This window comes from Shinella sp. 838 (assembly GCF_029623935.1).
GTDB lineage: Bacteria > Pseudomonadota > Alphaproteobacteria > Rhizobiales > Rhizobiaceae > Shinella.
This window is the reverse complement of record NZ_JARSBQ010000017.1, coordinates 38,506-61,210: the sequence shown is the minus strand read 5'-3', so window position 1 is coordinate 61,210 and position 22,705 is coordinate 38,506. Positions and strand designations below refer to the sequence as shown.

The 22,705-nt window shown below is 64.4% G+C and carries 20 protein-coding genes; 10 read left to right on the top strand and 10 right to left on the bottom strand.

What is annotated here, in order from left to right; translation table 11 throughout:
- Window positions 1-6: 6 nt before the first annotated feature.
- The 4 genes from P9A16_RS31405 to P9A16_RS31390 form a co-directional block, all read right to left on the bottom strand.
- Window positions 7-798 carry an ABC transporter ATP-binding protein gene (locus tag P9A16_RS31405; protein ID WP_023514860.1) on the bottom strand — a complete coding sequence of 264 codons (792 nt, stop codon included), beginning with the start codon at window positions 796-798 and terminating at the stop codon, window positions 7-9.
- On the bottom strand, window positions 791-1,516 hold the full coding sequence (locus P9A16_RS31400; RefSeq protein WP_023514859.1) for an ABC transporter permease: 726 nt from the start codon (window positions 1,514-1,516) through the stop codon (window positions 791-793). Before P9A16_RS31400 ends, P9A16_RS31405 begins: the two co-directional genes overlap by 8 nt.
- Complete coding sequence (locus P9A16_RS31395; protein ID WP_023514858.1) at window positions 1,516-2,235, bottom strand: ABC transporter permease; 720 nt, start codon at window positions 2,233-2,235, stop codon at window positions 1,516-1,518. Before P9A16_RS31395 ends, P9A16_RS31400 begins: the two co-directional genes overlap by 1 nt.
- Window positions 2,236-2,511: 276 nt before the next feature.
- Complete coding sequence (locus P9A16_RS31390; RefSeq protein WP_024270612.1) at window positions 2,512-3,156, bottom strand: flavin reductase family protein; 645 nt, start codon at window positions 3,154-3,156, stop codon at window positions 2,512-2,514.
- Between the two features lie 285 nt (window positions 3,157-3,441).
- Here P9A16_RS31390 and P9A16_RS31385 point away from each other — a divergent pair, with 285 nt between their 5' ends.
- The 9 genes from P9A16_RS31385 (at window position 3,442) to P9A16_RS31345 (ending at window position 14,872) form a co-directional block, all read left to right on the top strand.
- A complete protein-coding gene (locus P9A16_RS31385) occupies window positions 3,442-4,146 on the top strand; it encodes a GntR family transcriptional regulator (protein WP_023514937.1) in 705 nt (234 codons plus the stop codon).
- A gap of 182 nt (window positions 4,147-4,328) precedes the next feature.
- Complete coding sequence (locus P9A16_RS31380; protein ID WP_023514938.1) at window positions 4,329-5,465, top strand: transporter substrate-binding protein; 1,137 nt, start codon at window positions 4,329-4,331, stop codon at window positions 5,463-5,465.
- Window positions 5,462-6,046, top strand: coding sequence for an ANTAR domain-containing response regulator (locus P9A16_RS31375; RefSeq protein ID WP_023514939.1), 585 nt, complete (start codon window positions 5,462-5,464; stop codon window positions 6,044-6,046). The genes P9A16_RS31380 and P9A16_RS31375 overlap by 4 nt, the downstream gene beginning before the upstream one ends.
- Window positions 6,046-6,894 (top strand): ABC transporter permease, encoded by an 849-nt coding sequence (locus P9A16_RS31370; protein WP_023514940.1) that lies wholly within the window; start codon window positions 6,046-6,048, stop codon window positions 6,892-6,894. The genes P9A16_RS31375 and P9A16_RS31370 overlap by 1 nt, the downstream gene beginning before the upstream one ends.
- Window positions 6,894-7,814, top strand: a complete 921-nt coding sequence (locus tag P9A16_RS31365) for an ABC transporter permease (RefSeq protein ID WP_023514941.1) — start codon at window positions 6,894-6,896, stop codon at window positions 7,812-7,814. Before P9A16_RS31370 ends, P9A16_RS31365 begins: the two co-directional genes overlap by 1 nt.
- Before the next feature lie 21 nt (window positions 7,815-7,835).
- Entirely contained in the window at window positions 7,836-9,452 is a 1,617-nt protein-coding gene (locus P9A16_RS31360; protein ID WP_278026311.1) for an ABC transporter substrate-binding protein, read from the top strand.
- A gap of 72 nt (window positions 9,453-9,524) precedes the next feature.
- Entirely contained in the window at window positions 9,525-10,469 is a 945-nt protein-coding gene (locus tag P9A16_RS31355) for an acetamidase/formamidase family protein (protein WP_023514943.1), read from the top strand.
- Window positions 10,466-12,142, top strand: a complete 1,677-nt coding sequence (locus P9A16_RS31350) for an ABC transporter ATP-binding protein (protein ID WP_024270613.1) — start codon at window positions 10,466-10,468, stop codon at window positions 12,140-12,142. The genes P9A16_RS31355 and P9A16_RS31350 overlap by 4 nt, the downstream gene beginning before the upstream one ends.
- Window positions 12,143-12,847: 705 nt before the next feature.
- Complete coding sequence (locus tag P9A16_RS31345; RefSeq protein WP_024270614.1) at window positions 12,848-14,872, top strand: methyl-accepting chemotaxis protein; 2,025 nt, start codon at window positions 12,848-12,850, stop codon at window positions 14,870-14,872.
- 68 nt (window positions 14,873-14,940) lie between these two features.
- Here the strand turns inward: P9A16_RS31345 and P9A16_RS31340 are convergent, their stop codons facing one another.
- A complete protein-coding gene (locus P9A16_RS31340; protein WP_023516308.1) occupies window positions 14,941-15,318 on the bottom strand; it encodes a VOC family protein in 378 nt (125 codons plus the stop codon).
- Window positions 15,319-15,472: 154 nt separating this feature from the next.
- Here P9A16_RS31340 and P9A16_RS31335 point away from each other — a divergent pair, with 154 nt between their 5' ends.
- Window positions 15,473-16,396, top strand: a complete 924-nt coding sequence (locus tag P9A16_RS31335; RefSeq protein WP_024270615.1) for an NlpC/p60-like transpeptidase — start codon at window positions 15,473-15,475, stop codon at window positions 16,394-16,396.
- A 435-nt stretch (window positions 16,397-16,831) separates the two neighbouring features.
- Here P9A16_RS31335 and P9A16_RS31330 read toward each other — a convergent pair whose 3' ends face one another.
- From P9A16_RS31330 to P9A16_RS31310, 5 genes are all read right to left on the bottom strand, one after another.
- Window positions 16,832-17,236 (bottom strand): hypothetical protein, encoded by a 405-nt coding sequence (locus tag P9A16_RS31330; protein ID WP_156032002.1) that lies wholly within the window; start codon window positions 17,234-17,236, stop codon window positions 16,832-16,834.
- A 98-nt stretch (window positions 17,237-17,334) separates the two neighbouring features.
- On the bottom strand, window positions 17,335-18,426 hold the full coding sequence (locus tag P9A16_RS31325) for a C45 family autoproteolytic acyltransferase/hydolase (protein WP_023511995.1): 1,092 nt from the start codon (window positions 18,424-18,426) through the stop codon (window positions 17,335-17,337).
- A gap of 149 nt (window positions 18,427-18,575) precedes the next feature.
- Window positions 18,576-20,120: an ABC transporter substrate-binding protein gene (locus P9A16_RS31320; RefSeq protein WP_023511994.1), complete on the bottom strand. Its 1,545-nt coding sequence runs from the start codon at window positions 20,118-20,120 to the stop codon at window positions 18,576-18,578.
- A 33-nt stretch (window positions 20,121-20,153) separates the two neighbouring features.
- Entirely contained in the window at window positions 20,154-21,005 is an 852-nt protein-coding gene (locus P9A16_RS31315; protein WP_023511993.1) for a hypothetical protein, read from the bottom strand.
- 27 nt (window positions 21,006-21,032) lie between these two features.
- On the bottom strand, window positions 21,033-22,703 hold the full coding sequence (locus tag P9A16_RS31310; RefSeq protein WP_050745777.1) for an ABC transporter ATP-binding protein: 1,671 nt from the start codon (window positions 22,701-22,703) through the stop codon (window positions 21,033-21,035).
- Window positions 22,704-22,705: the final 2 nt, after the last annotated feature.

Here is a 22,705-nt window from a genome sequence, read left to right as displayed (position 1 = left end):
GCTGCTCTAGCCATGGGACGAGATGAACTTGCGGAAGCGATCCGAGCGCGGCGCCGTGAAGACGTCTGCCGGATCGCCGTCCTCCTCGACCAGGCCCTGGTGCAGGAAGATGACGCGGTTGGAAACGTCGCGGGCAAAGGCCATTTCATGGGTGACGACGAGCATGGTGCGCCCCTCGTCCGCCAGCGCCCGCATGACGCGCAGCACCTCGCCGACCAATTCCGGATCGAGCGCCGAGGTCGGCTCGTCGAACAGCATGACCTTCGGTTTCATGGCGAGCGCCCGGGCGATCGCCGCGCGCTGCTGCTGACCGCCGGAAAGATGGCTCGGATAGAAGTCGCGCTTGTCGGCGATACCGACCTTGGCCAGCAGCTCCAGCGCCTCCTCGCGGCATTCCGCCTTCGGCCGCTTCTGCACATGGACCGGGGCTTCCATGACGTTTTCGAGGATCGTCATGTGGGACCAGAGATTGAAGCTCTGGAACACCATGGCGACATTCGTGCACAGGCGGCTCAGCTGCCTGAGATCGGCGGGCTGGCGGCCATGGCGACCGTCCTTCAGGCGGATCGCCTCCCCTGCGATGCGGATCTCGCCCTCGCTCGGCACTTCCAGCATGTTGATGCAGCGCAGCATGGTCGACTTGCCGGAACCGGACGAGCCGAGAACGGAGATGACTTCGCCTTCCCGCGCATCGAAGGAAATGCCCTTCAGCACTTCGAGCGCGCCAAAACTCTTGCGCAGGTTGCGGACGGAGACGGCCGGCGTGGTGGCGGCAGTGAGGGGCGCAGGTTCAAGCATGGTGCAACGCAGCTCCGGTAGACACGGTGGGGGCGGGGCGCAGATGGGGCGACAGCCACCATTCGATGAGCGCGACGAGACGCGTGATGACGAAGTTCAGCGCGAGATAGATGAGGCCCGCGACGACGAAGACTTCCACGGCCCGGTAGGACTGCGAGATGAGCTTTGCGGCAAGGCCGGTCACTTCCAGCATGGTGATGACGGAGGCGAGCGAGGTCGCCTTGACCATGAGGATGATCTCGCTGCCATAGGCCGGCAGCGCCTGGCGGATGGCGATGGGGAAGATGATGCGGCGATAGAGCAGGAAACCCCACATGCCGCTTGCCCGCGCCGCCTCGACCTCCCGGTGCGGAACGGCCTGCAGGCCGCCACGCAGGATTTCCGAACCATAGGCCGCGGTGTTGAGGCTCAGCGCGAAAATGGCGCACCAATAGGGTTCACGGAAGAACACCCAGAGACCCCAGGCCTGCAGCGTCGGACGGAACTGGCCGAGGCCGTAGTAGATGACGAACATCTGCACCAGCAGCGGCGTGCCGCGGAAGACGAAGACGTAGAACTGCGCGACCCAACCGACCGGGCGCCAGGATGACAGCCGCATCAACGTCAGGAGCACCGCAAGCAGCGCACCGAAGGCCGTGGAGACGAGCGCCAGATTGAGCGTCAGCGGCACCCCGGAGAGAAGGTTGAGAAACGTTTCCGAGAGGAAAATGAAATCCATCACGCCCTCCTGACGCCGCGCAGGGCGCGGGCTTCCGCCTGGCGGAAGAGGTAGGAGGACACGGCGGTGATCACGAGATAGAGCACGGCGGCGGTGATGTAGAAGTCGAAGGGCCGGCGGGTGGAGCCGGCGGCGATCTGCGACTGGCGCAGAAGCTCGACGAGACCGGTGACGGAAATCAGCGCCGATTCCTTCAGCACCAGCTGCCAGGTGTTGCCGAGGCCCGGAATGGCATAGCGCAGCACCTGGGGTACGATAATGCGGCGCAGCCGCAGCCCCGTTCGCATGCCGACCGACCGGGCGGCCTCCAGCTCGCCGCGGCTGATCGCATTGAACGCCCCGCGAAAGACCTCCGCCTGGTAGGCGCCGGAAACGACGCCGATGGCCAGGACGCCGGTCAGGAAGGCCGGCATGCCGATGAAACCATCCGCGCCGAAGAGCTGCCCCACCACGCCGAGCGCGGCACTGCCACCGAAATAGAAGAGATAGATGACGAGGAGGTCGGGAATGCCACGCAACACGGTCGTATAGCCGTCGCCGAAGGCACGCAGCGCCCGGCTGCGGGACAGCTTTGCTCCGGCAACACCCGCACCGATGACGGAACCCGCAGCGAAGCCACCGGTGGCGACGGCCAAGGTCATGCCGGTCGCCATCAGCAAGGCGGCACCCCAGCCCTCCGGGCCGAAACCGACAAGGTCAAGGAAGGACGGCCCCTGCATCAGACACCTCCCCGGAGAGCGGACAAGCCGTCTCCGCCGGAGGCAATCAGCCACCGCTTTTCAATCATCGCTGTTCCTCCTCCAGCCCGCACTCCTCGCGGGCCGGCCCGTTTGACAGGCCATGTCAGCTTTATAACGTATACAATTTTTCTGTCAATTAGCTGACAATGAGAGAATTGTATTTTCGTGTGCGCTCCTCGGTGGAAAAACAAAGCCCCGCGGGCCGGTGGGCTGGCGCGGGGCATAAAACACGGCTTCGAGGATCCGTCGGGCAGATCAGCCGAGCTTGGGCGTCAGCATCTCGAACCGGTCGCGAATGGTGGAGCAGGTGTCGCCGCCAAGGCGCGCAATGGCGTCGATGACGTTCGGATCGACATGCATGGCGCTGTCGACGGCGCCTTCCTGGTAATGCGCGAAAAGGATCTCCCCCATGATGATCTGGCGCGACTTTCCAAGCTCGAGCGTGACGTGGCGGCGACATTCGAAGGCCGCTGGCGCCTCCTTGATCCAGGGCGCAGCGATGCGTTCGCCGGGCATGGCGGTCAGGCCCGCTTCCTTCAATTCATCTATGCCGCGCGGATACTTAGTGCCGCAGACATGCATTGCCTCGGCAATGGCATGGGAGACGATGTTGACGGTGAAGACCTCCGTCATACGGATGTTGTGGCCCGTGTCCTTGAACGTCATGTCCGGGTTGTTCTCGACACCGATGGCAAGGATCGGCGGGTCGGCCGAAAGGCAATTGAAGAAGCTGAAGGGGGCGGCGTTGTAGCGGCCGTGTTCGTCGACGGTCGTCACCAGTGCGATGGGGCGCGGAATGATCGTACCGATCATCAGCTTGTAGCGCTCGCGCGCGCTGAGCGTGGTGAAGTCGAAGGCGGTCCTCTCGCCCTTCTCGATTTCGTTGCTGCGGGTATCCATCGGCGCTCCTCTCCGGCTTTCCTTCGCCCGGCGCCGAAGATGGCCAATTGCCCGCCTCAGTCACGCATGCGATAATTCCATTTAAAGGATGCAATTATTGTATGCAATATATCCGAACCTTGCATCTGCAAAAATCTCCTGCCGGAGACAAGGACGGACCACACGCCACCACCTGCCAGCCCACTCAAGCGGGCAGGTGAGCCCGCGCCAAATGCAGCCCCGGTGGACAGGCCTGCCGTTTGTGTGCAATTTGCGCGCTACTTTTGCGATTCTGGAGACTGCCGCATGGCAAAGACAGTTGGCGATTCCGGCCGCGGTCGTTCGCAGGCCGTTCACCGGGCATTGAAGCGCGCCATTCTCGATCAGGCCCTTTCGCCCGGCGCCAAGCTGCCGGAGGACTCGATCGGCGAGCGGCTCGGCGTCAGCCGCACGCTCGTGCGCGAGGCACTGGTTCGCCTCAGCGAGGAAGGCCTCGTCGATCTCAGGCCGAACAAGGGCGCGACCGTGGCGCGGCCGACACTCGAGGAAGGCCGCAACCTGTTCCTGACGCGCGCCGCGCTGGAACGCCTCGTGGTCGAGACCCTTGCCGGCAAATTGACGCCGGACCAGATCGAGACGCTGTCTGCCCACATCCAGGCCGAGGACGCCGCCAAGAAGGAACACGCGACCTCGATCCGCCTGGCGGGCGAGTTCCACACCCTCCTGGCGCAGATGACGAACAATGCCAGCCTGATCCGCTACGTGAACGAACTCGTCGCCCGCAGCTCGCTGATCCTGGCGCTCTACGGTCGCCCGCATTCCTCCGACTGCGCCGTCTCCGAGCACCAGGAGCTGCTCGACAGCCTGATCGCCGGCAAGGCGGAGGTCGCCTCCAAGCTGATGACGCACCATCTCGATTCCATCACCACGCGCGCCCTGCTGCCGCGCGAGGACGACCGCAACATCAAGGACGTGCTCAGCGCCTACGCAGCCGCCGAAGGCCTCGCCTGACCCGCCCCCGCCGCGCACGGCGGGGTGCTTGACAAAGCCGGTTTCAGCGTATTTCAATCGTTTTCAATGCGCGGGCAGCTTTGTCCGCCTCTCTCACATGACCTCGTTCGTCGAAGGGCAACAGCGCCCACAGCGACCCGGCTTCCGGGATCATCGCTGTGGGCTTTTTGTATTGGTGGCCAATGGTAGACCGCGTGAAGATCGGCATCCTCTATTCGACCACCGGCCCCTATGGCTCGATGGGACGGGATGCCCGCGACGGCGCGGAATTCGCCTTCCATGACTACCGCCAGCGCGGCGGGAACCGTATCGAGCCCGCCTATTTCGATCCACGAGCAGACCTTGCCGCCTATCTGGAGGGCGCGCGCAGCCTGATCCGCGACGAAGGCTGCCGGCACATCATCGGCACCATCACCTCGACGGCGCGCAAGGAAGTCATCCCGCTCGTCGAGAAGCACGACGGCCTGCTCTGGTACATGTGTCCCTACGAGGGCTTCGAGGCCAACGAGAACGTCATCTATATCGGCGGCTGCCCGAACCAGCACCTCATCCCGCTCTTCGACTATCTGCTGCCCCGCCATGGCACGCGGCCCTATCTCGTTGGCGCCAACTATGTCTGGGGCTGGGAGATGAACCGGCTGGCGCGCGAGCTCATCCACAATGCCGGCGGCACGGTGCTCGGCGAACGCTACCTGCCGCTGGAGGAGACCGCCGTCGAACGCATTGTCGCCGACATCGCGGAAAAGCGGCCGAGCTTCGTGCTCAACAATCTCGTCGGCCCGTCCAGTTACGCGTTTCTTGCCGCCATGCGGGCGCTCGGCGCGCGCGACCCCGCCTTCCTGCCGGAGAACTGCCCCGTCGCGAGCTGCGACCTGCAGGAATGCGAACTGTCGGACATCGGCGCGGGCGTCGCCACCGGCCAGCTCTGCGCAGCCTCCTATTTCCACACGCTCGACACGGTCGACAACCATGCCTTCAAGGCGCGGCTGCGGGAATGGGGCGGCGGGGAGCGCATCGTCTCCAGCCTGTTCGCCAGCGCCTACACCGCCGTCAGCCTGTGTATCGCCGCGATCGAGGCGGCCGGCTCCGATGCCCCGGAGCGTGTGCGCGCCGAGGTGCTGGCCCGCGACTGGCCCTCGCTCTTCGGCGACATGCGGGTAGATGCGGCGACCAACCATGCGGCCCTGCCCTTCCTGCTCGGCCGCATCAACGACGGGCACGGCTTCGACGTCATCGCCGCCGCCCCGGCACTCGCCGCCGATCCCTATCTGACGGGCGCCACGACACGGCCCGCCCCGCGCCTGAGGATCGTGTCATGACGCTGAAGACCCCGAACTTTACCGGCTGGCGCGCCGTCATCCTCAGCGAGGCGGACGGCAACACGGATCGTCTGCGTCGCCAGCTCGGCCTGCTCGGCGTTTCGGTGACCGTGCAGTGGACGCCGCTTTCCACGGCCGATCTGCCGGATCTCGTGCTGATCGATGCCGACCGGGGCTGGGACGAGCTCTTGCCCTTCTCAGACGCCGCGCCGGCCCGCCCGGTCGTCGCGCTGCTCGGATCGGAAGCGCCGGGCCGCATTGCCTGGGCGCTGCGCCACGGCGCCGGCGCGATCATCCCGAAACCGGTTTCCGCCTCGACCGTCTATCCCGCCATGGTGCTCGCCGTCTCTCTCCATGAAGAGCGTCTGGAGACGCGCCGCCGCATCGCCCATCTGGAGGAGCGGCTGAAACTGCGGCCTCTCGTCTTTGCCGCCGTCACCCGCCTTGCCGCCGAACGTCATATCGACGAGGAGCGTGCCTATGCGATCCTGCGCGACTGCGCCATGCGCCGCCGCCTGCCGATCGAACAGCTCGCCGCCTTCTTCCTCGGCGGCTCCGAATCCCTGCGCGAGGTCGGTTGATGCGGGTGCTGAAGGAACTGTGCCGCCAGCCCGCGGCGGTGTTCGGTCTTGTCATCGTTCTTGCCGTGGTCATCGCCGCCATCGCCGCGCCATGGCTGGCGCCCTATGCGCCTGACAACCAGATGTTCGAAGGCCTGACGATCGAGGGCGCGCCGATGCCGCCCGGCGGGGAATTCCTGCTCGGCACGGACACGCTTGGCCGCGACCTGCTCTCGCGCCTGCTCTACGGCGCCCGCACCTCGCTGATCATCGGCCTCGTCGCCAATGGCGTCGCCGTCACCATCGGCCTCTTCGTCGGCATCACGGCGGGTTACATGCGCGGCTGGGTCGGCGGCATCATGATGCGCTTCACCGACCTGATGATGGCCTTTCCCGCACTGCTGCTTGCCATCGTGCTTGCCGCCATCCTGAAACCGAGCCTGTGGATCGTCGCCATGGTCATCGCGCTCGTCAACTGGGTGCAGGTGGCACGCATCGTCTATACGGAGACGCGCGGGCTGGTGGAGCGCGACTTCATCATGGCCGAACGGGCGCTCGGCGCCGGCAATGCGCGCATCGTGCTCCGGCATGTGCTGCCACATCTCGTGCCGACCGCCATCGTCTGGGGCACGCTCGGCATCGCGACGACCGTGCTCCTGGAAGCCACCCTCTCCTTCCTCGGCATCGGCGTGCAGCCGCCGGACCCCTCCTGGGGCAACATCATCTTCGAGAGCCAGAGCTATTTCCAGGCGGCGCCCTGGCTGGTCTTCTTCCCCGGCGCGGTCATCCTTCTGACGGCGCTCGCCTTCAACCTGGTGGGCGACGCGCTGCGCGACATCCTCGACCCGACCCAGCGGGGCCGCGGCTGATGGCAAAACTTCTGGCAAAACGCCTCGTCCAGTCCTGCCTGATCCTGCTCGGCGTTGCCGCCATCACCTTCGTGCTGCTCTATGCGCTGCCGGCCGACCCTGCCCGCATGCTCGCCGGGCGCAGCGCGACGGCGCAGACCGTGGAAAACATCCGCCGTGAACTCGGCCTCGACCAGCCGCTGCTGACCCAGTTCCTCAGCTATCTCGGCAATCTCGTCCAGGGCGATCTCGGCCGGTCCTATGCGCAAAAGACCGAGGTTGCCACGCTGATCGCCGCCCGTCTGCCGGCGACGCTGACGCTGATGGCGGCCGGCATCTTCGTCGAAGTGCTGCTCGGCCTCACCTTCGGCATCGTCGCTGCGCTGAACCGCGGCGGGGCGATCGACCGCTTCGTCATGGCCTCCGCCTTCGTCGGCGTTTCCGCCCCGCAATTCGTCGTCGCGCTGCTGCTGCTCTACGTCTTTGCCGCAACGCTCGGCTGGTTCCCGATGAGCGGCTACGGCACGGCCGCCCATGTCGTGTTGCCGGCCATGACGCTCGGTATTCTCGGCGCCGGCTGGTATGCGCGCATGGCGCGCTCGGCGATGATCGATGTTCTCAACCAGGACTTCATCCGCACCGCCCGCGCCAAGGGGCTGTCCGGCCGGCGCGTGGTGCTGCGCCACGCCCTGCCCAACGCCATCCTGCCCGTCATCGCGATGATCGGCATCGATATCGGCCAGTTCATGGGCGGGGTCGTGGTCGTGGAGGCGGTCTATGGCTGGCCCGGCATCGGCCAACTTGCCTGGCAGGCGATCCAGCAGGTCGATATTCCCATCATCATGGGCGTCACGCTCACCTCCGCCTTCGCCATCATCGTCGGCAATCTCGTCGCAGACCTCATCGCGCCGATGATCGATCCGCGTATCCGTTCGCATTGAAACCAAAAAGGGGAACGAAAAATGTTCAATCGCTGGTTACTGACAACGACAACGGCGACCGTGCTCGCCTTCTCCGCACTCTCGGCCAAGGCCGAAACGCCGGCTCAGGGCGGCGAGATCGTCGTCACCTACAAGGACGACATCACCACGCTCGACCCGCATATCGGCTATGACTGGGTCAACTGGTCGATGATCAAGAGCCTGTTCTCGCGCCTGATGGACTACGAGCCCGGCACCGCCAACCTCGTGCCCTCGCTTGCCGAGAGCTTCGAGGTCGCGCCCGACGGGCTCACCTATACGTTCAAGCTGCGCAAGGGCGTGAAGTTCACCAACGGCCGCGAGATCGCCGCCTCGGACGTGAAATATTCCATCGAGCGCGCCGTCAACCCGAAGACGCAGGGCCCCGGCGCCGGTTTCTTCGGCGCGATCAAGGGTTTCGACGACCTGACGGGCGGCAAGGCCGAGGTGCTTTCGGGCGTGGAGACGCCTGACGACGCGACCGTCGTCTTCCGCCTCTCGCGGCCCGATGCGACCTTCCTGCACGTCATGGCGATCAACTTCGCCTCCGTCGTGCCGAAGGAAGCGGTGGACGCGGCGGCCGGCGACTTCGGCAAGAAGCCGGTCGGCTCCGGCGCGCTGGTGCTGAAGGACTGGACGATCGGCCAGAAGCTCGTCTTCGAACGCAACCCCGACTATTTCGTCAAGGACGTGCCGCATGTCGACAAGGTGACGATCGAAGTCGGCCAGGAGCCTCTCGTCGCGCTCCTGCGCCTGCAGAAGGGCGAGGTGGACATTGCCGGCGACGGCATTCCGCCGGCAAAGTTCCTGGAGATCAAGAACTCGCCCGATGGCGCGGCGATGATCGTCGACGGCGAACAACTGCACACCGGCTACATCACGCTCAACACCAAGGTAAAACCCTTCGACGACGTGAAGGTGCGCCAGGCCGTCAACATGGCGATCAACAAGGAGCGCATCACGCGCATCCTGAACGGCCGCGCAACGCCGGCCAATCAAATCCTGCCGCCGTTGATGCCGGGTTACGACAAGGCCTTCACCGGCTATGCCTTTGACGTGGAAAAGGCCAAGGACCTGCTTGCCGAGGCCGGCCATCCCGATGGTTTCGAGACGGTGCTCTATTCCACCAACACCGACCCGCAACCGCGCATCGCCCAGGCGATCCAGCAGGATCTCGCTGCCATCGGCATCAAGGCCGAGGTGCGGGCACTGGCGCAGGGCAACGTGATCGCCGCCGGCGGCACGGAGGGCGAAGCGCCGATGATCTGGTCCGGCGGCATGGGCTGGATCGCCGACTTCCCGGATCCGTCCAACTTCTACGGCCCGATCCTCGGCTGCTCGGGCGCCGTCTCCGGCGGCTGGAACTGGCCGTGGTACTGCAACGAGGCGATCGACAAGCGCGCCGCGGAGGCCGATGCCATGTCCGACCCGGCCAAGGCGGCGGAGCGCCAGGCGGCCTGGGGCAAGATCTTCACCGACATCATGGCGGATGCGCCCTGGGTGCCCGTCATCAACGAGCGTCGCGTCGTCGCCAAGTCGCTGCGCATGGGCGGGCCGGACAACATCTACATCGATCCGACGCGCGTCATCAATTACGACGCGATCTTCGTGAAGCCCTGAGCCTTCACCACCGGCTCTCCTCGCACCCGCGGGGAGAGCTTTCAAGAACAACAAACGACCGGGAGGCCTTCCATGTGCGTCGCCTGCACCCACACCATCCACCGCGCGCAGCATAATTTCGGCTGGGACCGCGCCTTTCCGCCGGCGCTGACGGCCAGGCCCGGCGAGACCATCCTCTTCGAATGCCTCGATTCCTCGGGCGGCCAGCTCGGCCGGGATTCGACGCTGGAGACGCTTGCTGCGCTCGATTTCGGCAAGGTGAACCCCGTCTCCGGCCCGGTCTATGTGGAAGGCGCGGAGCCCGGCGATGCGCTGAAGGTGACGATCCGCAAGTTCCATCCCTCCGGCCACGGCTGGACGGCGAACATTCCCGGCTTCGGCCTGCTCGCCGACCAGTTCAAGGACCCGGCGCTGCATATCTGGTCCTACGATACGGCAAGCATGGCGCCCTCCGCCTTCGGACCCGGCGGACGCGTGCCGCTGAAGCCGTTCACCGGCACGATCGGCGTTGCGCCGGCCGAACCTGGCCTCCACTCCGTCGTGCCGCCGCGCCGTGTCGGCGGCAACATGGATATCCGCGACCTCACGGCGGGCGTGACGCTCTACCTGCCCGTCGAGGTCGAAGGCGCGCTGTTCTCCGTCGGCGATACCCATGCGGCGCAGGGCGATGGCGAGGTCTGCGGCACGGCGATCGAGAGCCAGATGAATGTCGAACTCACCCTCGACCTCGTGAAGGGTGCCAACCTCAAGACACCGCGTTTCACGACGACCGGGCCCGTGACGCGCCATCTCGACGGCGCCGGCTACGAGGTGACGACCGGCATCGGCCCCGACCTGATGACGGGCGCCCGCGAGGCGCTGATGCGCATGATCGACCTTCTCGTCGCCGAGCACGGCTACAGTCCCGTCGATGCCTATTTGCTCTGCTCGGTCTGCGGCGATCTCAGGATCAGCGAGATCGTCGACATGCCGAACTGGGTCGTTTCCTTCTACTTCCCGAGGATCGTCTTCGCGTGACGTCGCATCAGGCCGCCCCGGTTCTCTCCGTCCGCAACCTCTCCGTCGATGCGCGCACGCCCGAAGGGCTGAAGCGCATCCTCGACGGCGTGAGCTTCGATCTTGCCGCCGGCGAGACGCTCTGCCTTGCGGGGGAATCGGGGTCCGGCAAGTCCGTCACCTCGCTGGCCATCATGGGCCTTTTGCCGAAGGCTTCGCTGAAGGTATCGACCGGCGAAATCCGGCTGGAAGACCGCAACATCCTTGGCATTCCGCACCGGGCGCTGCGCAAGATCCGCGGTGGCGACATCGCGATGATCTTCCAGGAGCCGATGACCTCGCTGAACCCGGTGATGACCATCGGCGCCCAGATGGTGGAGGCGATCCGCGAGCATCGCGAGGATCTCTCCGAAGGAGCAGAAGCCATTGCCCGCGCAATGCTCGACGCCGTGCACATGAGCGAGGCGCCGCGCCGGCTGACGCAGTACCCGCACGAGCTTTCCGGCGGCATGCGCCAGCGCGTGATGATCGCCATGGCGCTCTCCTGCCGGCCCAAGGTGCTGATCGCCGACGAGCCGACGACCGCACTCGACGTGACCGTGCAGGCGCAGATCCTCACGCTGATGCGCGAACTCCGGCGTGAATTCTCCACCTCCATCCTGATGATCACCCACGACATGGGTGTGGTCGCGGAAATGGCGGACCGGGTGGCGATCATGCAGCAGGGCAGGATCGTCGAGGCCGGCGATGCGCTCGACATCTTCACGCGGCCGGCCGAACCCTATACGCGCCAACTGCTTGCCGCCGTTCCCCGCCTCGGCGCCCATGCCGGCACGGACGGGCCGCCTCGCCTGACGGAAGCTGCGCCACCACCGGCGGAAAAGCCGATCCTCGTCGTCAAGGATCTCAGTGTCACCTATGGCGCGCGCGCCGGATGGTTCAACCGGTCGCGCATCGCCCCCGCCACCGTCAGCGACATTTCCTTCGTCCTCAAGGCGGGCGAGACGCTCGGCCTTGTCGGCGAAAGCGGTTCGGGCAAATCGACCACCGGCAAGGCCGTGCTCAACCTCATTCCCTTCGCGGGCAGCGTTTCGATCGATGGACACGAGACGCACGGCCTGAAGCCCGCCGCGATGCGCCCCGTGCGCCGCATCGCGCAGATGATCTTTCAAGACCCCTACGCCTCACTCGACCCGCGCATGACGGTCGGCGCGGCCATCGCCGAGCCGCTGGTCATCCACGGCGTCGGCAATGCCTCCGAACGGCAGGACCGGGTGGCCGCCCTCCTGAAGCGCGTCGGCATGCCGCCGGATGCCGGCGGCCGCTATCCGCACGAGTTTTCCGGCGGCCAGCGCCAGCGCATCTGCATCGCCCGGGCGCTGGCGCTGGAGCCGAAGCTCATCGTCGCCGACGAGAGCGTCGCTGCGCTCGACGTTTCGGTCCGCGCCCGGGTGCTCGACCTGATGCTGGAGCTGCAGGAGCAGATGGGCCTTGCCTATCTCTTCATCTCGCACGACATGGCGGTCATCGAGAAGATGTCGCACCATGTCGCGGTGATGCGCGGCGGACGGATCGTCGAGATCGGCACACGCCGGCAGGTCTTCGAAAGCCCCGGCGACGACTACACACGCAACCTGATGGCTGCCGTACCGATCCCCGATCCGGCCCTTTATCGCGCGGCCCGGCACGCCTGAGGCCGACGAGGATGCATTGAACCAGAAAGCGCGGCAAAGAGGCCTCGCTTGAAGATTTTGCTGGATGCCCCCTTCGTTCCGGACAAGAAAAATGCGCCGAAACCCACAATTTCGCGCAGCCGGACGTTGTAAAATCTCCCATCACCCGCACCGTCGCCCGACCCTTCCTGATTTCGTGCGCCTTTGCATGCTCTAGGCACAGCGCCGACTGCTCACACCCTTCGACAATAGCTGTTGCAGCGTCGTGTCGACGGGGATTCTGGATGAGTAAAACACTCTAAATCGAACACATTGACTGGCGAAGGGCCGAACAAAGGCGGGACTTCACACATACGGCGAATTTAAAGTACATATTTCTTATATTACAACATTAAACCTATTGCGCCGATTCAAAAATACAACTTCAATTTTGACTAGAAATACAAAAAATAAATGGCAAGAAATTTGGAACAAATAAATAACAATCGTCAAAATCCGCCATCGATCGAAAATCTTGAAATACACGCAACGGATGCATACTGTTAAAATACTGAAATTCGGGGCAAATTCGGGCGAATTATCGATTCCCTAACCATTATAAAGCACATCCTGTACGCATACCGACGATGGCGTCGGGTATAGCACTCATGTGCGGCATGACTTCATGACGTCAGAAATGAGTTCGACGCGGCAGAAGAGGCATGTCCACGCCAGGAACTGTCCATCATGAGAATCAAGACGCAATTCCTCATCCTCGCCTCGGCCACCGGCATTGCCATTGCCGGCCTCGCGGGCAGTCTGTGGGAATATACCGGCGCAGCCGGCGATGTGACGAATGCCTATGACCAGAAGTACCGGTCCTACCTTCTCGCCGACGGCTTCCGCCAGTCGTCCGACGATCTGACGCGCCTGGTGCGCACCTATGCCGAAACGGGGGATGCATCCTACAAGGACCAGTACAACGCGGTCATCGAAATCCGCAACGGGACCCGGCCACGACCGGAAGACTACCACCGCATCTACTGGGACTTCGTCGCCGGTGGCGAGGCAAAACCCCGCCCGGACGGTCCCGCCATCTCCATTCTCGACCTGATGAAGCAGGCCGGTTTCACCGACGACGAATTCGCCCTGCTCGATGAAGCAGGCAAGCGCTCCGATGCGCTCGTCAAGCTTGAGACCGAGGCGATGACCCTTGTCGACAATGCCGCCACGACAGGACCGGAGGCCCGGGACAAGGCGGCGCACATGCTGGATTCGCCCGAGTACCACAAGTTCAAGGCCGAGATCATGAAGCCGGTCGACGCCTTCTTCGTGAAGCTCGAGCACCGCACCCAGGGCGCCGTCGACGCCGCCAACGCCCGCGCCGCCTTCTTCTGGTCGCTGACCCTGGCCGCCATGGGCGCGCTGATGCTGATGCTCGCCATCATCGGCTACGTGACCTTCAAGCGCATCATCGGCGGCATGTACAAGCTAAGCAATTCCATGGGCCTCGTGGCCGATGGTCAGCTGGACACGCAGATCGACCTTGCCAGGAACAACGACGAGATCGGCGACATGGGCAAGGCGCTGGAGGTCTTCCGCCAGGGCGCCATTGCCAACCGGCGGCTGGAGCAGGAAGCGACGGAAAACCGCAAGAAGGCCGAGGCCGAACGCATCACCATGCAGGAGAAGGCCGAAGCCGACGCCGCCGAGCGGCTGCGTGTTGCGACATCCGGCCTTGCCGCCGGCCTGAAGCGCCTCGCCTCCGGCGACCTCGCCTTCCAGCTCAACGAGACCTTCGCACCGGATTTCGAGGCCCTGCGCCACGACTTCAACCGGTCCGTCGCGCAGCTCGGCACGACGCTTTCGGAAATCTCCGGCTCCATCTCGACGCTCGACACCGGCACCCGAGAAATCGCCGCCGGCACGGACGACCTTTCGAAGCGCACGGAGCAGCAAGCCGCCTCGCTGGAGGAAACGGCAGCGGCGCTCGACGAGATCACCGTCAATGTCGCCAACTCCTCCAAACGCACGGAAGAGGCCAAGGACGTCGCCGGCCGCGCCAACCATTCGGCGGCCGAATCCGCAGAAGTCGTCTCCCATGCGGAAGAGGCGATGCGCAAGATCGAGGAAAGCTCGCAGCAGATTTCCAACATCATCGGCGTCATCGACGAGATCGCCTTCCAGACCAACCTGCTCGCCCTCAATGCAGGCGTCGAAGCAGCCCGTGCGGGCGAGGCCGGCAAGGGTTTTGCGGTCGTGGCACAGGAGGTGCGCGAGCTTGCCCAGCGCTCCGCCCAGGCGGCCAAGGAGATCAAGGGTCTGATCCAGAACTCGTCCGCCGAAGTCGGCACCGGCGTGAAGCTGGTGCGCGATACGGGCTCGGCGCTGAAAACCATCAGCGGCTTCATCGTCGAGATCAACACGCATATGGAAGCGATTGCGACATCGGCCAAGGAACAGTCCGTCGGGCTGGCCGAGGTCAATACTGCGGTCAACGCCATGGACCAGACGACCCAGCAGAATGCGGCAATGGTGGAACAGTCCAACGCCGCCTCCAACACGCTGGCCAACGAGGCTGTGCGCCTGCGCGAGCTGGTCAGCCAGTTCCGGCTGGAGGGCGCCTCTGCCGCCCGTGCAGGCGGCCTGCGCACCGCGCGGAGTGCCGATTCCGCCGTTGCCTCCCCTGCCCGCACGCTCGGCCGCAAGGTTGCAGCCGCCTTCAGCGGCAATGCGGCCCTCGACACCAAAGGCGAGTGGGAGGAATTCTGAGACCACGCCGGGCCACCCGCGAGCCTGCGGGTGGCCCGGCATTCAAGGGACGCAGGCGCTTACCGCCGTCACGTCCTCTCGATCCGCCACGGCGGATCGATCCGGTTCGCCCCGGCATGGTAGAGGACGATGCGGTTGCCGCCGGGATCGAACAGCTCGGCCTCACGCCAGAGCCAGCTCATATCCTCCGGCCCGCGTTCAAACCGGAGGCCGGCTTCGACAAGAGCCCTGACCGTCCCGTCCAGATCCTCGCATTCGAAATAGACGGCGGTTCCACTCCCACCCGCCTCTCCCTGGTGCAGCGAGAAGGTGCTGTCACCCTCCGGGCAGAGGAAGCGGGCATAGCCAGGCCGCGCGTCGACGACGGGCCTGAGGCCGAGCAGGCAATAAAACCGCCAGCCTGCATCGAGATCCGGCATCGTTACGGTCACCTGGTTGAGGCGCATGATTCCTCCCGCCGCCCTGCGGCCCTTCGTCCGTCAACAAGGCCACGGCCGATGGCGAAATAGCAACAGTTTAAAGAAAGAAATTCGCGACCGTTGACAATTTTTGCGAATTTCTTCTTCTATCTCCGTCTCTTTCAACAAGGAGACAGTAAAAATGAAGCATTTTCCCTATACAGGCTCCGGCCCATATTGTTATTCAAACGCCTTCGCCATGATGTTAGGCGAAACTTCACCATCGACAAATGTCATTGAATTTGCAACGAGCAGTGCTTTCGGCATGCATTTGCTGCGGGGCACGCTGCCGTTTTTCGATCCATTCTGCTGGACACCGGAAGCAAGCTTTGACGATACGCTGGCGGCGCTGGGCTGGACCTCCGATCTCGTGCATGGCGACGACCCGCAATCGGCGCTCGCCGCGCTCAAGGCTGCGCTGGTCGATGGGCCGGTCTGGATCGGCCCCGTGGAGATGGGTCATCTCCGGCACCAGCCGGGACGGATGGGGCCGATCGGCGCGGATCACTATGTCGTCGTCATCGAGATGGACGAGACGTCGGTGCTGATGCACGATCCGGAAGGCTTCCCCTATGCGCGGCTGCCGGTCGACCTGTTCCTCAAGGCCTGGCAGACGGAAACACTCGACTACGGCACCCCCTTCACCCTGCGCTCGGGCTTCCGCCGGACCGCTGTCAGGTCCAACACGGAGATCATCCGCGCCGCCTTGCCCGCTGCACGCAGATGGTTGGCCGGCGCGGGTGTCAGCGAGGTGCCGCCGGGAACGATCGGCAACGGCGAGGCGGCCGAAGCGCTCGCGGCAATGATCGAACGGGGCGTCGAGGAGGGGTTGCGCGACCACCTGGTCCACTTCGCCGTCCGGGTCGGCGCCCGCCGCGCCGCGGACGCAGCCACCTGCCTCACGCAGATCGGCGAGGTGCAGGCCGCAGCCATCCTCGACCGTCAGGCCCGGCTCATCGGCTCCCTGCAATATCCGCTGGTCACCCGGGACGATGCAACCGCCGCTGCCCAGCTGCGGGCACTCGCCCCGACCTACGAAGCCCTTCTGGCAACCCTGCCGGCCTGACGGGTATAGGGCGGCATCTCGCTGGAAGATGATGCCGCCCAAAAGGGAAACTCCAGACGGCCTTGATTGGCATACCTTTCCAGCCTCCTCACAGCATGAAGCCCGCAGCCGAAGGGGTGGAGCATCCGGCAGAAAAGCCCGCGGCGCGTACATGCATTTCGCGTAAAAATTTTAACAATTTTACGTTGTGTATTATTTACAATCAACCGCAAGGTGTTAATCATATCCCACCCTGATCATAGGGTTTGAGGAGGGATTGAAATGTGTGGAACTGGAGGATGCTGCGGCACATCGCAGTCTAGCATCAGAAGACTGAATCCGGAATCGGTCGACATCATCCGTCAAAAGGCATTGGCCAACAGAGCGGACCTTCTGAACAACAGAAACCTGAAAGCTTCCATTCTCAGCGCGGAAAACGTTACTGCGATCGAATTCTTAAGTCACGACAAGTCGGACATGAGAAGTGTCATCATATGCCAAAAGATGGGCAGCTTCGGTGCGTTTGACATAAAAATACGCAAGCTCGAGATAAAATACCCGAAAGTTGAGATGGTCGCCGATATCAAATTTGATCCCTTCGACGGAGGGCTTTTCAAATTCGAGGCGACGCTCACCATAAAATGCAATGACATAACACAACCGATGGGTTGTGAAGTTCACCTGGATTACGGCAAGACGGATTCGCAAATCCAGCCGCTGATAAACTGGGACTGCATCAAGAGATGCGCCCCGCAATGCATCTATTGCGGCTCTGATTATCAGTGCTGGCTGGCCTGCGCCGGCATCTGCATCATTCAGTGCCTCTGATGCCCCTTCGGCGCATGCCGTGCCATCGCGCATGACGCCTCGACGCCCCCGCTCCACCCTCCGCCATCAGATCAACCGCTGAAAGGCGGGGTGGAGCGTTTGCGCATCTCGTGCCGGCACGGCCGAGATACTCAGCCGCGCACCGCCAGCCGCCGCCAGCTTTCGGCGCTCGGCGGCCCCGCGGCGACGGAGAGCGACACCGTTTTGCCGATCTCGTAAACGACTGCACCGACCGTCATCTGGCGCATGAGGCCGAGCTTGGTGTCGGTACGTGCCGGGCCTTTCGGCACGATGGAGACGGCGCCGCCCTTGCGCTGCGCCGAAAGGGCGCGTCTTGCGGTTTCGGCATTCACCGGCCCGCCGCGGGAAAAATCGGTATGGAGGCTGCGAAGGCGGGTGCGCGAGTCGCTGCCGCCCTCCAGCCTGGCATTCGGCGCGACGCGCGTATTGGCGAGCGGATGGTTCGTGTGAAGCGACAGGCCATCGGCAATGGCGATCTCGGCAACGCCACCCGCCGCGCATTCGAGCGTGCGGATGCCGTTCCGGTCGCCGACCTGGAAATTCTGACCCGAGGCATGCGGGACGCGGGAGAGGAAGTCCGCCGCCGCTGCCGCGTCTTTCCGCGCCAGCGCGCCGCGCATGGCGAAGGAGACGGGAAGCCCGTGCGGGCTGTAGGCAAGCTGGGCAAGCGTGTTGACGCAGATGCCGAGGCCGCGGCCGGAAACGCCCATCAGGCCGATCAGGCCGGCGGAGGTGTAGACCAGCGTTTCGCTGTCGCCGTCATCGAGCCGCAGCACGGCCTGTGCGCCATCGTGCCAGCGTGGCAGGTCCATGGTCTGGCCGACAATCGTGTCGCGCCCTTCTGCCGGTGCAACGGCAAGACTGCTGCAATGGCCCTCGCCGTCGAAACCGCCGAACCACCATTCCTCGTCCATCAGTTGGAGGGCATAGGCCGTCTCCTCGGATATGCCGGCACCTTCGGCAATGCCGCGCACCTCCTCGAGAAGATCGGGCGTATGGACGGCGATTGCCGTGCGGAAGTCCGTCACCGTCAGGAAGACGGGCAGGAAGGCCGCCGCCGGCCGGCCATAGGCCTTGCCGATCGCCGCCTGCCAGCGCTCCACCTTGTCGGCGATCGTGCCACGCAGCGCCTCGCCATGCGCCCGCCCGCGGGCAAGCGGCGCCTTCGGGCAGTCGATGACGGGAAGATCTTCGGTACGCATGATTTTCTCCTGACGGGATGCGGTCGTCGGGGCGCGATGGGCGTCCCGACGACGAGATGAAGACAGGCTAGGACGGCCCACAGCCTTTTGGCCATTGCTCCGGTTGCGGGAATCGCTCCTGGATTGCCGCCCTCGCCCGACGGGTGGGATCAGTTCTTCTTCACGCCCCAGGCCCGCTCCTTGTCGGCCGCCCAGACGTCGAAGCCTTCGATCTTGGCCCCGACTGCCGCGACGACAGGTTCATAATAGAGGCCGAGGATCGGCAGGTCCTTGGCCATCAGCGCGTGGATTTCCTTGAAGACCGCCTTGCGCGCCTCGAAATCCGTCGTCTTGGTCGACTTCAGATAGAGCTGCCAGGCCTCGGGATTGTCCCACTGCGCCGTCGGCTCGACCTTCTTGTCGCCCATGATGACGCCGTAGAACTGCGAGGGATCGAGGCGTGCGGAATAGCCGAAGGACTGCAGCTGGAACTTGCCCGCGAGGTAGTTGTCGAGCTGTGCGGCCCAGTCCAACACCTCCAGCTCGGCATTGATGCCTGCGCCTGCCAGCATGGCCTGCACCAGGATGCTGTTTTCATACATGCCCTGGTAGCGGGTGTTGGTCTGGATCTTGATCACCTCGCCCTTGTAACCGGCCTCGGCGAGCAGCGCCTTGGCGGCCTCCGGATCGTAGGCCGGCCATTTCAGGAAGTCCTCGTCGAAGAAGGCGCTCGCCTGCGGTACGCCGGAGGGATTGAAATCGGCAAGGTTCGCCGTGCGCGCGGCAGCGATCTGCTTGAAATCGATGGCATGGGCGATCGCCTGGCGCAGCTTGACGTTCGACATCAGCGGATCGGTGGTCTGGATCAGGAGTGGCGTCAGCGAGAGGCCTGAAGTCGTCATGACCTGCAGGCCGCGTGCCTTGGCATCCTCGATGCGCTGGGATTCGAAGTTCGGCAGCACGTCGATCTCGCCGGCGAAGAGTGCGGTCTCGGCGGCCGACGTGTCGGGGATGATCATGAACTTCGCTTCATCGACCAGTGCCGTGCGGTCGCCGGCATAGCCGCTCGCCTTTTCCTTCGGCGGCTTGTAACCGTCGTACTTCTCCAGGGTGATGTACTGGCTCTTCACCCATTCCTTCAGCTTGAAGGAACCGCTGCCGATCGCGCTGCCCTCGATCCACTTGCCATCCGGCCCTGCATTTTTCGGGCTGGCGACCCAGCCGTTGCACTGGATGTTGGCGAGCTGGGCGAGGAAGAGCGCATTCGGCTCGTTGATGCGGAAGACGACGGTGCGCGGGTCGGGCGTTTCCAGCGCCTCCACCTTCAGGCCCTGCGAACCGTCGTAGAAGGCGTTGCAGAACCATTCGGCGCCGGCCGCGACGCGGTGGTCCCAGTTCCACTTGACGTCGGCCGATGTGACGGGATCGCCGTTGTGGAAGGTCGCGCCCTCGCGGATCGTGAACGTATAGGTCTTGCCGTCCTGCGAAACGGCCCAGCTTTCGGCGAGCGCAGGGCCGATGCTGAGATCGGCGCGGAAGCCGACCAGCGTCTCGAAAACATGGTGCAGCACGGTGTCGGTGTTGGCATCACGGTCGATGCCTTCCGTGCTGCGGATATCGGCATTGATGCGGATGTTCAGCGTTGCCGCCTCGGCCGAGACGCCAAGCAGCAGGCCAGCCGCCAGCGCCGTCGAAATCAGAAATGTCCGTTTCATGATGATCTCCTGGTGTTCCCCGCTTTGTTATCGTCAGGAGCGCTCGCGGATTGCGCCCAGCGTTTCTGCAAAGAAATCCTTGACCTTGCCGATGAGCTGATGGTCGTCATGGGCAATGCCCGGCACGATGTCGTGCCGCACGCCGATGCCGTGCTGCTCGAAGCTCTTCTTCAGCGCGCGCATGCGGTCGTTGCGGTTGGCGCCGGCCAGATCGGCGCCCGGCATGTACCAGTCGTCGTCGGGCGAGATGGTGATTTCCCAGGTCTCCAGGTCGTCACCGCCGATCACCATCTGCACGGCGACCTTGCGGATCGCGTCGAGATCGATCGGCTTGCCGAAGACCGTCTCGAAATTGCGCACGCCGACCCAGAAATCATGGTCGAAATCGAGCAGCGTCACGACGCCGGGCGCGCCGATCGAGGCGGCGAGCAGGCGCTCGGGATGGAGGTAGAGGAACCGGTGGGTGAAGTGGCCGCCACCGGAAAAGCCGTACATCATCACCCGGTCGCCCTCGATGCGGTACTTTTCCTGCATCTCGGCGATCATATCGAGCATGATGGCGTCATAGTGCAGGTCGCCGTCGCGCAGCATCTTGTAGGACGACAGATCGCCCGGGAAGCAGATGTTGGCGGGGAAGAGCGGGCACAGCACGATGACGCCGTTGGCTTCGGCAAAATCGGCGAAGGCATCGCGATAGGCCTGCATGCCACGCTCCGTGCCATGCACGATGACGGCAAGCGGATAGGTCTTCTCGCCATCCTCCTCGTAGTCGTCGGGTACATAGGCGCAATAGGGGAAACGCTGGTCGAGCCGAGAGGCATAGACGGTCGTATGGCCGAAATCGTAATAGGACAGCTTCTGGCCGTGACCGCTGACATTGCGCATGGATGGTCTCCTCTCCGTATCGAAAATCTAAAGGCCTGCCGCCCCTGACAGGAGGCGGTGGCTGCCTGCGCCATCCGTGCCTGCGAAGGTGCGGTCGAGCAGCATGGCGGCGTCGAGCAGGCGGCGGGTATAGGCGTGCTGCGGCCGGTCGAAGACGTCGTCGCGCGTGCCGATCTCGACGATGCGGCCGTTCTCCATCACGGCGACCCGGTCGGCCACCTGCTCCACCGCGCCGAGATCGTGCGAGACGAACAGGCAGGCAAAGCCGTAGCGCGCCTGAAGATCGCGGAAGAGTTTCAGGATCTGCTTCTGCACGGTCATGTCGAGCGCCGAAACCGGTTCGTCGGCCACGACGAAGGCGGGGCGGCTGACGATGGCACGAGCAATCGCCACGCGCTGGCGCTGGCCGCCCGAGAGCTGGTGCGGAAAGCGGCCGGCAAGCTCCGGCGCAAGGCCGACCTCGGCAAACACCTCCTCCACCCGCGCCTGCCGCTTTCCGCGATCCATCGCCGGGTCGAGCTTCAAGGGCTCGCCGACGATCTCCGCGATGCGCTGGCGCGGGTCGAGCGAGGAATAGGGGTCCTGGAAGACGATCTGGATCGATTGGCGCAGCGCACGGCCGCCGGCATCGTTCCGGTAGGCGAGCGGCGCACCGCGGAAGGCCATCGTGCCGCCGGAAGGCGTCACCAGTCCGACGATCGCCCGGCCGAGCGTCGTCTTGCCGGAGCCGGAAGCGCCGACCAGCGCCAGCGTCTCGCCGCGGTTGATGGCGAGATCGACGCCATGCACGGCGCGTTTTCCCGCCGCCCGGCCGAAGAGCTTTGCACGGCCGGGATAATCGATGACCACGTCCTTGAGCTCAATCAGCGCCTCGGCCGGCGCGCTTGCCGACCGGCTGCCGCCGGCGCTGCGGCGCGGCAGGGCGTCGACGAGACGCCGCGTGTAGTCGTGTTTCGGGGCATGCAGCACATCCTTGCTGTCGCCCTGCTCCACCGCCCTGCCCTTGTGCATGACCACGACGTTGCGCACGTAGTGCGAGACCATGCCGAGATCGTGGCTGATGAGGAGGACCGCGGTGTTGTTCTCCTGTGTCAGCTCCACCATCAGGTCGAGCACGTCGCGCTGGATCAGCGTGTCGAGGGCCGTGGTCGGCTCGTCGGCGATGAGAAGCGCCGGCTTCAGCAGCATGACGGAGGCGAGCATGATGCGCTGGCGCATGCCGCCGGAAAATTCATGCGGGAAGGCGGCAAGGCAGCGCGCCGGATCCTGGATGCGGATGCGCTCCAGCATGGCAAGGCTCCTGTCGCGGATCTCGGCCTTGCCGAGCTTCCTGTGCAGCGCCAGACCTTCGGCCATCTGCCGGCCGATCGTCATGGCGGGGTTGAGCGAGACCATCGGCTCCTGGAACACCATGCCGATGCCGGCGCCGCGGATTTCCCGCATCTTTGCCGGCAGCGCGCTGACGAGATCCGTGCCCTTGAAGCGGATGCGGCTTTCGGGCGTCGCCATGAAGGGCGGCGGCAGAAGACCCAGCACGGAGCGGGCGGCCATGGTCTTGCCGGAACCGGATTCGCCAACCAGTGCCAGCATCTCGCCGGCCGGCAGGGAAAAGGAGAGGCCATCGACCACGGTAAGGCCGGCCTGCCCCATGCGGACGGAGAGATTTTCGACGGAAAGCACGGTCTCGATACCAGCCATGG